The organism is Streptomyces coeruleorubidus (assembly GCF_028885415.1).
Lineage (GTDB): Bacteria > Actinomycetota > Actinomycetes > Streptomycetales > Streptomycetaceae > Streptomyces > Streptomyces coeruleorubidus_A.
This window is the reverse complement of record NZ_CP118527.1, coordinates 6,334,924-6,347,832: the sequence shown is the minus strand read 5'-3', so window position 1 is coordinate 6,347,832 and position 12,909 is coordinate 6,334,924. Positions and strand designations below refer to the sequence as shown.

The following is a 12,909-nucleotide window of genomic DNA, read 5'->3' as shown; positions in this document are numbered from 1 at the left end:
TTTATTAGTCAGAAATAGACCTTTTGAGACGTCATGCGGCTCGCAATACCCCTAGCCAGGGGCACGTTTCACCCGTTCTGCCGCAGAAGGTGAAGGGATGCGGAATGCCGGTATCCACTGCGAAGGCGGCTCATCACCGGCCGGCTCCGTGTGGGCGGGCGCACTGGGGAGTCCGGGCGGCCAAGCGGTCCATCGACTGTGTGGGGGCCGCCGTACTGCTCCTGCTGGTGGCTCCGGTGCTCCTCGCCGCCGCCGTCGCGGTGAAGCTCGACACCCCGGGCCCGCTGCTGTTCCGCCAGCGCCGCACCGGCTGGCAGGGCAAGGAGTTCCACGTCCTCAAGTTGCGGACCATGCGCCTAGGTTCGGAGCGGTTGCGCGCGGCCATGGAGGGGCGCAACGAGGCGGACGGGCACCTCTTCAAGATCCGCGAGGACCCGCGGGTGACCGCGGTCGGGCGGTGGTTGCGCCGTTACTCCCTGGACGAGTTGCCGCAGCTGGTCAATGTGCTGCGGGGACAGATGTCCCTGGTAGGTCCCCGTCCGCTGCCGGTCGTGGACTCGGCGTTCACCGGGGAGGCCCGCCGCCGTCTGCTGGTCCGGCCCGGGATCACCGGACTGTGGCAGGTGAGCGGACGGTCCGACCTCGCCTGGGAGGACGCCCTGCGCCTGGATCTGGAGTACGTCGACACCTGGTCGATCAGGCTGGACCTGGCGATCCTCTGGCGGACCCTCCCCGCCGTGCTGCGCGGTGACGGCGCCTACTGAGCCGGCGCCCGCGCGTCGCACGGAGGGACCCGCCTCCGCGCCCGGCGCCCCCGCGGGGCGTTGCGGGGGCCATGGGACCCAGCGAACGAGATCAGCCAGGGAGTGACACCAGATGTCCGAGACTCGTCGTGGTACGTCGCGTGTGCAGGACCCCCCGCCCAGAGCGGAGCGGGCCTGGCGGATTCCGCGCCGGTGGAAGGAGCGGGTGCTGCCCGTCGTCATCGTCCGTCGGCTGCGCGACCGTCGCGTCAGGATGCCGCTGTACGCCGCGGCCGGACTGCTCCTGGCCGGTGCCGCCTGGATCGCGGTCACCGGAGTGCTCGCCCGCAACGAACTGCTGGCCGCCCAGCGGAGTCTGGAGGCGCTGCGGCGGCAGCACGTCGCGCAGCCCACAGCGGCCCCGGCCACCGCGGCCGGCCCGCCGGCGACGCGGACCGCAACAGCGCAGGACGCGGTGCGCAGTGCCGCCGGCCATGCCGCCCGGGCGCATCGGCTCACCACCGGCCCCGCCTGGTTCCCGGCGGCCCACCTGCCCGTTCTCGGCGGCCCCTTCCGTACCGTACGCGGTATCGCGGAGGCCTCCGACCGGCTGACCCACGACGTGCTGTCTCCCCTGTCGCGCACCGTCGCGGAGCTCGAATCGACCGGGACGGACGACGGCCGGCACCTGAACCTCTCCGCGCTGCGCCGTGTGGCTCCCCTTCTCGAACAGGCCTCGCGCAGCGCGTCGGGGGTACGCACCGATGTCGACGCCCTCCCGCACGGCACCTGGCTGCCGGCCACCGACCGGGCGCGCACCCAACTCGCCCGACAGCTCGATCGGATCGCCCCTCTCACCCACGATGCCGCCGCGGCGGCCAGGTTGATGCCCTCGATGCTCGGAGCGGACGGACCGCGGCGGTACCTGGCGGTGTTCGAGAACACCGCCGAGGCTCGTGGAACGGGCGGACTGCCCGGAGCCTTCGCGGTGCTCAGGGCGGAACGGGGCCGACTGAGCTTCGAGTACTTCGGGAACGACATCGAACTGAGCGAGGCGTATGCGGACGTCGACCTGGGAGCGGAGTTCGACGGACTCTACGGCCCCAGCGCCCCGACCCGGACCTGGGTGAACTCCAACATGAGCCCGCACTTCCCGTACGCGGCGCGGATCTGGGCCGCGGCGTGGCAGCGGCACAGTGGCCAGCGTGTGGACGGTGCCTTCGGCCTGGACCCCGGTGCGGTCTCCGGGCTGCTCGCCGCCTCCGGTCCTGCCCGGCTGCCCGACGGGAGCGCCGTCACCGCCCGCAACGTCGTGGATCTCAGCGAGCGCGCCAGCTACGCGCTCCACCCGGACTTCAAGCGGCGCAAGGCGTACTTCCTCGACGTGGCGCGCGCGGTGGCCATCCGGCTGCTCGGTGCCTCGACCGACCCCGCGCGCCGGACCGCCCTCTTCTCTGCGCTGCACCGGCAGCTGGGAGAGGGACGGATCAAGGTGTGGAGCGGGCACTCGGCGGAGCAGCGCGAGCTCCTGGCGCGGTCGTTCGGCGGAGCGCTGCCCGAAGGATCCGCTCCGCTGGCCGGACTGGTCGTCAACAACGCGGCGGGTACGAAGCTCGACTACTACCTCGACCGCCAACTCGTGTGGGCACCGGGCCGGTGCGTAGACGGCCAACGCGAGGTCACCGTGACCGTCCGCCTGACCAACCGGGCTCCGGTGCGGGGACTGCCGCCGTACGTCGTCCAGCGGGTGGACGCCCCCCGCTATGACACCCGGCCAGGTGACAACCGCCTGTTGGTGTCCTACTACGCCAGTGCGGAGGCCACCCTGTCCGGTGCCACCCTGGACGGCCGCCCCACTCAAGTCAGCCACGGCGCCGAGCGGGGCCATCCGGTCTTCACCCTCGATGTCGAGCTGCCCGCGCGCGGCACGCGCACCCTCGTACTCCACTTGCTGGAGCGGCCCGGGGACCGTCCTCCCTTCGTGCTGCGTCAGCCGCTGGTGCGTCCCCTGCGGGCCACGGTGCTCCCGAACGGTCCGTGCGTCGGCTGATCCCCCTCCGCGGCGGCATGGATATTGACGTTATGTCGCGTATCTAAGCTCCTGTACCGCTTCGTAGGGATGAGCCTGCTTCAGGTGTTTCGCGCTGCACGTCGAGGAGTCGATGGAGAGGATCGCCGCCGCCGCGCGGACCGGCTGACCCTCCATCGCCCTCGGCACGCCACAACACGGCCGACGGAACCCGTGCGAAAGATGGCTGTACGCGACTCCGGTCATCTCAGCGGTAGGCCGTCACTCCTGCATGTTTTCACCGAATGTCACGGATATGATCACTAAGTTAGTGAATGCCGCATATTGCTGCCTACTTGCACACCTGGGATGGATACCTTGAATCTGTCCGATTACCTTCGATTCCTGGTCAGGCGTTGGCGCGCCATCGCGGCGCTGGGCCTGCTGGGAACAGCGGTCGGCGTGTTCGTCACCAACGCCACCACACCGCAGTACCGGGCCACCTCGACGCTCTTCGTGTCTCTTCAGGACTGGGACGACACGGTCAAGCTCAATCAGGGCAACAGCTTCGCCCAGGCTCGCGTCCGCTCCTACGCGGAAGTGGTCACCAGCCCCTACGTAACCAAGCCGGTCGCCAAGGTTCTGCGCCTGGACATGACGCCCTCACAACTGGCCCGAAAGATCACCACGGAGGTACCCCTCGAAACGGTACTTCTCAAGATCACCGTCACGGACACCCAACCGTCCCGGGCGGCCCGGATCAGCAACGCGATCGCCCACCGCTTCGCCGAGATCATCGGCGATATCGAGCGACCTGAGGGCGCCCGGCTCTCGCCCGTCCGGCTGAGCATCACCGAGCCCGCCAACACCCCTAACGCGCCGACTTCCCCGAACCTGGCGCTCAACCTCGCACTCGGGCTCGTCGCCGGCCTGACCCTCGGTACCGGCCTGGCGGCCGCGCGGGAGTCACTGGACACCTCGGTGCGCAGCCGCAGCGACCTGACCCGGTGTCTCGCCGCCGCCGGCGGACCGGCCGTACTCGGCAGCGTCGTCCTCGACCAGCGCGTCTCCCGACACCCGGTGGCCACGGACGACGACGCGTTCGGTCGGCGGGCTGAGGACTTCAGACGGCTGCGCACCAGCCTCCAATTCGTGGACATCGACGCCCCACCCAAGGTCATCGCGGTCACCAGTGCGGTGCCCGGCGAGGGGAAGACGAGCATCTCGATCAACCTGGCGTCCGCCCTGGCCGAGTTCGGCTCCTCGGTCTGCCTGGTCGACGCGGACCTGCGGCGCCCCAGCGTGGCCCATACGCTCGGCCTGGTGCAGGACGCCGGACTGACCACCGTGATGATCGGCCAGGCGGACGCCGGGGACGTGATGCAGTCGGCGGGTTCCTTCTCGGTGCTGGCCAGCGGGGTGCTGCCGCCGAACCCGGCGGAGATGCTGGGCTCGGCCCAGTTCCGCACCGTGGTGCGCTCGCTCGCCGACAGGTTCGACCACGTGGTGATCGACACCGCGCCGGTACTCCCGGTGGCGGACACACCGGCGATGGCCTCGGCGGTCGACGGCTACCTGCTGGTGGCCCGGTACGCGAAGAGCACCCGGGGCCAGCTCACCGACGCCGTGCGCGCCCTGCACGACGTCGGCACGACTGTGCTCGGCAGCGTCCTCAACATGATGCCCGCCAAGCGCGACAGCGAGCAGTACGGCTACGGGTACGAGTACCGGCCCAGGACGTCGGGGCGCCGGGACTGGCTCCGGATCCGGCTCCGCCGCCGCATCCGCCGCGACAGGCCCGCGACGATCGGTACCTTCCCCGCGCCGACCGCGCCGGCGGGGAAGGACACCGCCCCGGCGGCTGCCAAGGACGGCGGAGAGCATCACTGAGCGAATGGGGGATGCCACCGACGCAGAGGACCGTGTGGCCGATCCGGGCGTCGGCATCCGGCAGGCGTCGCGCCACCGGCCCGGCGTCCGCGGGCGCCGGGGATCCGGAGCGGCGGTTCGCGTCTCCCGGCCGATGCCCTGTTCCGCGCGGATGCGTGCGCTCCTGGCGCTCCGGGCCATCGCGGCCGCGGCCCTCGCGGGCGCGATACTCCTTACCTCGTGTGAGGCTGACGGCCGCTCACCGGTGCGAGGGCAGGCCGCGGCCGGGTCTGCCGCGGGGCGGGTCGAGCAACTCGGGGTCAGGGTCCTCGACGTCCTGCCCCACGACCCGAAGGCCTACACGCAGGGCCTGGAGATGGCCGGGCGAACGCTCTACGAGGGGACGGGCATGGCCGGCGAGTCGTCGATCCGCCGGGGCCCGCCCGGCCGGCCTCCCACCGTCCGCGCCGACCTGCCGGCACCGCTGTTCGGAGAGGGGATCACCGTCCTCGGACCGACGCTGTGGCAGTTGACCTGGCGGAACCACATCGCGATCGAACGGGACGCCGGAACTTTGGCCGAGCTGCGTCGTCTCCCCTACGCGCAGGAGGGCTGGGGGGTATGCCACCAGCCGGGGCGCGGGCGGCTGGTCACCAGTGACGGTTCCGCCCGGCTGACCTTCCGGGACCCGCGGACGCTGGCCCCGACCGGTGAACTCGTCGTCACCCTCCACGGCCGTCCGGTGCCGCAGCTCAACGAGCTGGAATGCGTGGGCGACAGTGTGTACGCCAATGTCTGGCCCTCCCACCGGATCGTGCGCGTCGACGCGGGCACCGGCGCGGTGACCGCTCAGATCGATGCCTCAGGTCTGTTGACCTCGAAGGAGCAACAGCACGCCGAGGTGCTGAACGGCATCGCCGCCGTCCCCGGCACCGATGAGTTCCTGCTCACCGGCAAATGGTGGCCGAAGATGTTCCGAGTGGTCTTCGTCGCCAGGTGATCCGGCCTCCGGTCCGGTCGGCAGGAACGCGGACGGGCCGGGGACGGATCAGCGCCGGGGCGACCGGTGCCCAGGGGCTGGCAGGCCCGCCTCCCGCCGACGATGCCCTTCCCCGCCACGGAAGCCGCCGCAGCGCGCACAGCGACCGTTGCCCCTCGCCCGGGGACGGCTGTGTCGGCCTCGGCGGAGCCGGCCAAACCCTTGGCCGCACCCTGTATGCCGCACTCGCCCACCGCGCACGACCCACCGCCCAGCAGCATGAGCTACTCGTCACGGAGCCTCCGGGCCGGCTTCGGCCGCTGCTTGCGGGCGTAGTGATGCGACTCCGACCAACCGAGCAACCGAGCAACCGAGCAACCGGCATACGGGCCCGGCACCGAAGCCGTTCCGCTTGAGGCTCTCACGCTCCGCAGCGCAGCTCGTCCAGGTATTTATGTGGTGCTGGCACTGAAGGCCCAAGCCGTGAAGATGATGCGAGTCGCTCGCTAGACGTTGAAGCGGAACTCCACGACGTCCCCGTCCTGCATCACATAGTCCTTGCCCTCCATGCGGGCCTTGCCCTTCGCACGGGCCTCCGCCACCGAACCCGTCTCCACCAGGTCGTCGAAGGAGATGACCTCCGCCTTGATGAAGCCCTTCTGGAAGTCGGTGTGGATGACGCCGGCGGCCTCGGGGGCCGTGGCGCCCTTCTTGATGGTCCAGGCGCGGGATTCCTTGGGGCCGGCCGTGAGGTAGGTCTGGAGGCCGAGGGTGCGGAAGCCGACGTGGGCGAGGGTGGCGAGGCCGGGCTCTTCCTGGCCGACGGACTGGAGGAGTTCGAGGGCCTCGTCCTCGTCGAGCTCGGCGAGGTCCGCCTCCAGCTTGGCGTTGAGGAAGATCGCCTCGGCGGGGGCGACCAGGGCGCGCTGCTCGTCCTTGAAGTCCTCGTCGACCAGCTCGTCCTCGTCGACGTTGAAGACGTAGAGGAAGGGCTTGGTCGTGAGCAGGTGCAGGTCGTGGAGGAGCTCGGCGCGCTCGCTGCCCTGGACGATGCCGTGCGCGAAGAGCGTGTCGCCCTTCTCCAGGATCTCCTTGGCCTCCTCGACCGCCTTGACCTTGGGCGCCACGTCCTTCTTGATCCGCGATTCCTTCTGGAGCCGGGGAAGGACCTTCTCGATCGTCTGGAGGTCGGCCAGGATCAGCTCGGTGTTGATCGTCTCGATGTCGTCCTTGGGTGAGACCTTGCCGTCGACGTGCACGACGTTCTCGTCCTTGAAGGCACGGATGACCTGGCAGATCGCGTCGGACTCGCGGATGTTCGCGAGGAACTTGTTGCCCAGGCCCTCGCCCTCGGAGGCGCCGCGCACGATGCCCGCGATGTCGACGAAGTCGACCGTGGCCGGGAGGACCCGCTGCGAGGAGAAGATCTCCGCCAGCTTGGTCAGGCGGGGGTCGGGGACGCCGACGACGCCGACGTTGGGCTCGATCGTGGCGAACGGGTAGTTGGCCGCCAGCACGTCGTTCTTGGTCAGGGCGTTGAACAGGGTCGACTTGCCGACATTCGGCAGACCGACGATTCCGATCGTGAGCGACACGTTGCGACTTCCCGTGAGTGGAGAGGGCCAGGGGGCCAGGGGACCGGCCGATCCACCAGTCTACGGCGTACCCGGAACCGCCCCGGCGGCGTATCGAACGCTTGGACAAGCCTCGGCCCACGGCGTGTCTGATGGCCTATTCGGCATATTGAACGACCTAAGTTGGTGCAGTGGAGCAATACAGGACGCGACCTGCCCAGTACGGACCGCGACGTGACCGGCCGAGATCGTCCCTGCCGCCGCAGGCGGGACGAGGAGCGAGCGGCGGGGCGGTGCGAGCGGTCCGGCAGCCGGGACCGCAGCGCCGCCCGGCGGCGGTCCGTCGGCCGGCCCCCGCGCCGGCGCCCGCCGCGGCGAGGATGCCGAACCCCCGGCTGACCGGACTGGGCAGCGGCTTGTTCTGCGCGCTGGTGATGTTCCTGCTCGGCGGGCTCTGCGCGGTGCTGTTCGGGGCGTCGCTGACGGCGTACGGGGTGCTGTTCCTGCCGGTGTGCGTGCTGACCGCCGTCTGGGTGCGCCGCGGGGATCTGATGACCGCGCCCGTCGTCGTGCCGATCGCGTTCGCCGTGGGGCTGCTGCCGGTGGCGGACGGCGACGGTGGGACCGACGGCCAGCTGATGGGGCTGGTGACGGCGCTCGCCACGCAGGCCGGGTGGCTGTACGGCGGCACGCTCATCGCCGGGCTGATCGTGATCGCCCGGCGGATCCGGCTGGTGCGCCGGCGACGGGCGGTGGCCGGGGCCCGTCCTCCGGTGTGACAGCCGGGCCCCGCCCGGCTGTGCCCTAGTGTCCCGCCGCCCGCATCGCCGCCCCAACGATCCCCGCGTTGTTCTGCAACTGCGCCGGAACGATCTCCGCCTTGATGCCCTCGATGTGCGGCAGGAACTTCTGTGACTTGCGGCTGACGCCGCCGCCGATGATGAACAGCTCCGGCGAGAACAGCATCTCGACGTGGGCGAGGTACTTGCGCACGCGGTGCACCGCCCAGTACTCCCACGTCATGTTGTGGTCCTCCCGGGCCTTGCTGGAGGCCCGCTTCTCCGCGTCGTGCCCGTCGAGCTCCAGGTGGCCCAGCTCGGTGTTGGGGACCAGGACGCCGCCGACGAAGACCGCGCTGCCGATGCCCGTACCGAACGTGAGTACGATCACCGTGCCCCGGCGGCCGCGGCCGGCGCCGAAGTTCATCTCGGCGACGCCCGCCGCGTCCGCGTCGTTCACCACCGTCACCGGCAGTCCGCCCAGCCGCTCGCCGAGCAGCACGCGCGCGTCGGTGTCGATCCAGCTGTCGTCGACGTTCGCCGCTGTCCGGATCGTGGCTCCGTCGGTGACCACGCCCGGGAACGTGACCCCGACCGGGCCCGTCCAGCCGAAGTGGTCGACGACCTGCTTGACGCCGTCGGCCACCCCGTCGGGCGTGGCCGGCTGCGGGGTGAGGACCTTGTGGCGCTCCTGCGCCAGGTCGCCCTTGTCCAGGTCCACCGGGGCACCCTTGATCCCGGAACCGCCGATGTCCACGCCGAAGATCTGCATGGCCCTACGTTACGACGAGGGACTGTCAGTCACCGGCCGGATGGCGAACCCCGCCCCGCGACTCCCCGATCACTCCCCGGAATCCTCACCGGTTCCGGCACCGCCGCGCTCGGCGGCCAGCGCCGTCGCCTCCTCGCGCAGGTCGCGGCGCAGCTCCTTGGGCAGCGAGAAGGTGATGGACTCCTCGGCCGCCTTGACGATCTCGACGTCCTCGAAGCCGCGCCGGGAGAGCCATTCCAGGACCTGCTCGACCAGGACCTCCGGGACGGAGGCGCCCGAGGTGACGCCGACCGTGGAGACACCCTCCAGCCAGGCCTCGTCGATCTCGTCGGCGAAGTCCACGAGGTACGCCGCGCGCGCCCCCGCGATCTCGGCGACCTCCACGAGCCGCTTGGAGTTGGAGGAGTTGCGGGAGCCGACCACGATGACCAGGTCCGACTCGGCGCCCATCTGCTTCACGGCCAGCTGGCGGTTCTGCGTGGCGTAGCAGATGTCGTCGCTGGGCGGGGAGATGAGCTGCGGGAACTTCTCCTTCAGGGCGTCGACGGTCTCCATGGTCTCGTCGACGGACAGCGTGGTCTGGGAGAGCCAGACGACCTTGGACGGGTCGCGGACCTCGACCTTCTCGACATCGCCCGGGCCGTCGACGAGCTGGATGTGGTCGGGGGCCTCGCCGGAGGTGCCGATGACCTCCTCGTGGCCCTCGTGGCCGATCAGGAGGATGTCGTAGTCCTCGCCCGCGAAGCGGACGGCTTCCTTGTGGACCTTGGTGACCAGCGGGCAGGTGGCGTCGATGGTGGCGAGGCGGCCCTGCTTGGCCTCCTCGTGGACGACGGGGGCCACCCCGTGCGCGGAGAACATGACGATGTTGCCGGGCGGGACCTCCTCCGTCCGGTCGACGAAGATCGCGCCCTTCTTCTCCAGGGTCTGCACGACGTACTTGTTGTGGACGATCTCGTGCCGGACGTAGACCGGAGCGCCGTACTGCTCCAGCGCTTTCTCGACGGCGATCACGGCGCGGTCCACACCCGCGCAGTAGCCACGGGGGGCGGCGAGCAGGACACGGCGGCCAGGCGAAGCAGACATGCGTCCCATCGTAAGGCCGCGCCCGGCGGGTCGAAGATCGCATCCGTGTGGAGTCCCCGGGAAGACAGACGGGGCGCGATGTGAGTGACGGGTGCGAAGGCGGAACACTGGGCCGGATGGCCAGGCCGGCGCCCGGGCCGGGTCCGGCGTCCGGGAAACGGCGTCGCCGGGCGGGTCGGCCGTGTTGTCGGCGGTGGCCACTACGCTCGCGGGCATGGCTGTGAACACGTCTCCGGAATCCCCGCTCCCCGTCGGTGAGGTGTCGCGGCTCATCGGGGGGTGGATCGACCGGCTCGGGGCGGTGTGGGTCGAGGGGCAGATCACGCAGTTGTCGCGGCGGCCGGGCGCCGGTGTGGTGTTCCTGACGCTGCGGGATCCCTCGTACGACATCTCCGTCAGCGTCACCTGCTACCGGCAGGTGTTCGACGCCGTCGCGGACGTGGTGAGCGAGGGCGCCCGGGTCGTCGTCCTGGCGAAGCCCGAGTGGTACGCCCCGCGGGGGCAGCTGTCGCTGCGGGCCGCCGAGATAAGGCCCGTCGGGGTCGGTGAGCTGCTGGCGCGGCTGGAGCAGCTGAAGAAGGCCCTCACGCGCGAGGGGTTGTTCGCGCCGGAGCGCAAGAAGCCGCTGCCCTTCCTGCCGCAGCTGGTCGGGCTGGTCTGCGGACGGGCCTCGGCCGCCGAGCGGGACGTCCTGGAGAACGCCCGGCACCGCTGGCCCGCGGTGCGCTTCGAGGTGCGCAACGTCGCCGTGCAGGGCGTGCACGCCGTGCCGCAGGTCGTGCAGGCCGTGAAGGAGCTGGACGCGATCGAGGACGTGGACGTGATCATCGTCGCGCGCGGTGGCGGCAGCGTGGAGGACCTGCTGCCGTTCTCCGACGAGCAGTTGATCCGGACGGTGGCCGAGTGCCGTACGCCCGTGGTGTCCGCGATCGGGCACGAGCCCGACAACCCCCTCCTGGACCACGTCGCCGACCTGCGCGCCTCCACCCCGACCGACGCCGCGAAGAAGGTCGTGCCGGACGTCGGTGAGGAGTACGAGCGCGTGCGGCTCCTGCGGGACCGGGCGCGGCGGTGCGTGGCGGCGCTGGTGGAGCGGGAGGAGCGCGGGCTGGCCCACGCGCTGGCGCGGCCGTCGATAGAGGATCCGCACCGGATGATCGACGAGCGCGCCGACCATGTGGCGGACCTGCTCGACCGGGGCCGGCGCTGTCTGCGGCACCAGCTCGACCGGGCCGACTCGGAGCTGACGCACACGCACGCGCGCGTGGTGGCCCTCTCCCCCGCCGCGACCCTGAAGCGCGGGTACGCCGTGCTCCAGAAGGCGGACGGGCGCGCCGTCCGCGACCCCGGCGAGGTGACGGCCGGCGAGGCCCTGCGGGCGCGGGTCTCCGAGGGTGAGTTCTCCGTACGAGTGGACACATAGGGTGGGTGGATGACCAGCGAGGTTGATGAGACACCGGGCATGACCGAGGCGCTCGGGTACGAGCAGGCGCGGGACGAGCTGATCGAGGTCGTCCGCCGTCTGGAGGCGGGCGGTACGACGCTGGAGGAGTCCCTCGCGCTCTGGGAGCGCGGCGAGGAGCTGGCCAAGGTGTGCCGGCGCTGGCTGGACGGGGCGCGGGCGCGCCTGGACGCGGCGCTGGCGGAGGAGACCGCGGGCGAGGCGGACGCGGAGTAGTACGGGCCGTTCACTGTGAGGTGAGGCACGACACCCCAGGTTTGGTTGAACGTTGAACTTTACTCGCGTACGGTCGGAGGCATCAGACGTACCCGCTCAAGAAGGTTCAGAAGGTTCATCCATGTCTCTCGCCCTTGACCCTGCCGCGCAGGACCTGCTGTTCCGCGAGGCCCGCACCGCCAACACCTTCACCGACGAGCCGGTGACCGACGAGCAGGTGCAGGCGATCTACGACCTGGTCAAGTACGGCCCGACCGCCTTCAACCAGACCCCGCTGCGCATCACCCTGGTCCGCTCCCCCGAGGCCCGCGAGCGCCTGGTGCGGCACATGGCCGAGGGCAACCGGCCCAAGACGGCCGCCGCCCCGCTGGTGGCGATCCTCTCAGCGGACAACGAGTTCCACGAGGAGCTTCCGCACCTCTTCCCGGCCATGCCGCAAGTGAAGGATCTCTTCTTCGCCGAGCGCCCGGTCCGCGAGAACGCCGCCACGCTCAACGCCGCCCTCCAGGCCGCGTACTTCATCGTCGGCGTCCGCGCCGCCGGTCTCGCCGCCGGCCCCATGACCGGCTTCGACTTCGAAGGCGTGCGCAAGGAGTTCCTGGACGACGACCACACCCCGCTGATGGTCGTCAACATCGGCCGGCCGGGCCCGGACGCCTGGTACCCGCGCTCCCCGCGCCTGGAGTTCGACCAGGTCGTCACGACCGTCTGACCGACGGACACGAGAAAGGCCCCCGGCACGCGCCGGGGGCCTTCTCCATGTGCACTCCATATGCACTCCGTGTGCACTCCGTGTGCACGAAGTCTCACTCCGTCTTCAGCGCGTCCGCCATCTTCGTCAGCTGCGCGAACGACGCGGTGCCCGTCACGACCGTCGTCGAGCCCTTGGTGCCCTCCAGGACCAGCGCGTCGTACCGCCCGCCCTCGTAGCGGGTCCAGGTCCGGCCGTCGATCTTCTCGGTCTTCCCGGTCTCCCGTGCGCCCTGGGTCGCCTCGTCGACGAAGACGGGGCGCCGCTGCGTGGACTGCTCGACGGCCACGTACTCCCCCTCGGGGTCGTGGAAGCCGAGGTGCCAGGCGTCGAACTCGTCGCCCTGGAAACGGACGGAGGTCGCCTTCCACGCGTCGGGCAGACCCTGGGGCGCGGCCACGGGGTACGAGGCGGCGCGGCGTGCCGTGAGCAGTTCGACCCGGTAGTCGACGCGCTTGATGTCGGGCGCGCTGTCGTCGTGCGGGATGAAGAGGTATATGACGCCCGCCACGAGGACGATGACCCCCATGGAGAGGATCATGTCCCGCACCGTCTTCTGCTTGCCGTTCGTGCCTGCCACGCCCCCTATCGTCGCAGGTCTCCGGTGCGCTCATCCGTGGGGTCCCCTGCTCATTTTGCGGGCTCGGAGATAGAGTCGGACGACAACACC

12 protein-coding genes are annotated in these 12,909 nt (G+C 70.6%); 8 read left to right on the top strand and 4 right to left on the bottom strand.

Features of this window, described 5'->3' with window-relative positions:
- The first annotated feature begins 104 nt into the window (after window positions 1-104).
- The 4 genes from PV963_RS29675 to PV963_RS29660 all read left to right on the top strand — a co-directional run bounded on the left by PV963_RS29675 (window position 105) and on the right by PV963_RS29660 (window position 5,620).
- The gene (locus PV963_RS29675) at window positions 105-764 is read left to right on the top strand and encodes a sugar transferase (protein ID WP_274819041.1); all 660 of its coding nucleotides are present in this window, start codon (window positions 105-107) and stop codon (window positions 762-764) included.
- A 112-nt stretch (window positions 765-876) separates the two neighbouring features.
- Window positions 877-2,793, top strand: a complete 1,917-nt coding sequence (locus tag PV963_RS29670; RefSeq protein ID WP_274819039.1) for a DUF4012 domain-containing protein — start codon at window positions 877-879, stop codon at window positions 2,791-2,793.
- Window positions 2,794-3,129: 336 nt separating this feature from the next.
- Window positions 3,130-4,641: a polysaccharide biosynthesis tyrosine autokinase gene (locus PV963_RS29665; RefSeq protein WP_274819038.1), complete on the top strand. Its 1,512-nt coding sequence runs from the start codon at window positions 3,130-3,132 to the stop codon at window positions 4,639-4,641.
- Window positions 4,642-4,792: 151 nt separating this feature from the next.
- Window positions 4,793-5,620, top strand: coding sequence for a glutaminyl-peptide cyclotransferase (locus tag PV963_RS29660; RefSeq protein WP_274819037.1), 828 nt, complete (start codon window positions 4,793-4,795; stop codon window positions 5,618-5,620).
- A 485-nt stretch (window positions 5,621-6,105) separates the two neighbouring features.
- Here PV963_RS29660 and ychF read toward each other — a convergent pair whose 3' ends face one another.
- On the bottom strand, window positions 6,106-7,194 hold the full coding sequence (gene ychF / locus PV963_RS29655) for a redox-regulated ATPase YchF (RefSeq protein WP_274819035.1): 1,089 nt from the start codon (window positions 7,192-7,194) through the stop codon (window positions 6,106-6,108).
- Between the two features lie 170 nt (window positions 7,195-7,364).
- On the opposite strand from ychF, the gene PV963_RS29650 reads away from it, so the two are divergent.
- Window positions 7,365-7,952: a DUF6542 domain-containing protein gene (locus PV963_RS29650; RefSeq protein ID WP_274819034.1), complete on the top strand. Its 588-nt coding sequence runs from the start codon at window positions 7,365-7,367 to the stop codon at window positions 7,950-7,952.
- 25 nt (window positions 7,953-7,977) lie between these two features.
- Here PV963_RS29650 and ppgK read toward each other — a convergent pair whose 3' ends face one another.
- The gene (gene ppgK / locus PV963_RS29645; protein WP_274819032.1) at window positions 7,978-8,724 is read right to left on the bottom strand and encodes a polyphosphate--glucose phosphotransferase; all 747 of its coding nucleotides are present in this window, start codon (window positions 8,722-8,724) and stop codon (window positions 7,978-7,980) included.
- Window positions 8,725-8,793: 69 nt separating this feature from the next.
- Window positions 8,794-9,819, bottom strand: a complete 1,026-nt coding sequence (locus PV963_RS29640) for a 4-hydroxy-3-methylbut-2-enyl diphosphate reductase (RefSeq protein ID WP_274819030.1) — start codon at window positions 9,817-9,819, stop codon at window positions 8,794-8,796.
- A 205-nt stretch (window positions 9,820-10,024) separates the two neighbouring features.
- Between PV963_RS29640 and xseA the strand changes: the two genes are divergently transcribed.
- The 3 genes from xseA to PV963_RS29625 all read left to right on the top strand — a co-directional run bounded on the left by xseA (window position 10,025) and on the right by PV963_RS29625 (window position 12,200).
- Window positions 10,025-11,233 carry an exodeoxyribonuclease VII large subunit gene (gene xseA / locus PV963_RS29635; RefSeq protein WP_274819029.1) on the top strand — a complete coding sequence of 403 codons (1,209 nt, stop codon included), beginning with the start codon at window positions 10,025-10,027 and terminating at the stop codon, window positions 11,231-11,233.
- A 9-nt stretch (window positions 11,234-11,242) separates the two neighbouring features.
- Entirely contained in the window at window positions 11,243-11,488 is a 246-nt protein-coding gene (locus tag PV963_RS29630; RefSeq protein ID WP_274819027.1) for an exodeoxyribonuclease VII small subunit, read from the top strand.
- A gap of 121 nt (window positions 11,489-11,609) precedes the next feature.
- Window positions 11,610-12,200: a malonic semialdehyde reductase gene (locus tag PV963_RS29625; protein WP_086561484.1), complete on the top strand. Its 591-nt coding sequence runs from the start codon at window positions 11,610-11,612 to the stop codon at window positions 12,198-12,200.
- Window positions 12,201-12,294: 94 nt separating this feature from the next.
- Here PV963_RS29625 and PV963_RS29620 read toward each other — a convergent pair whose 3' ends face one another.
- Window positions 12,295-12,819: a DUF4245 domain-containing protein gene (locus tag PV963_RS29620; protein ID WP_274819023.1), complete on the bottom strand. Its 525-nt coding sequence runs from the start codon at window positions 12,817-12,819 to the stop codon at window positions 12,295-12,297.
- Window positions 12,820-12,909 lie beyond the last annotated feature (90 nt).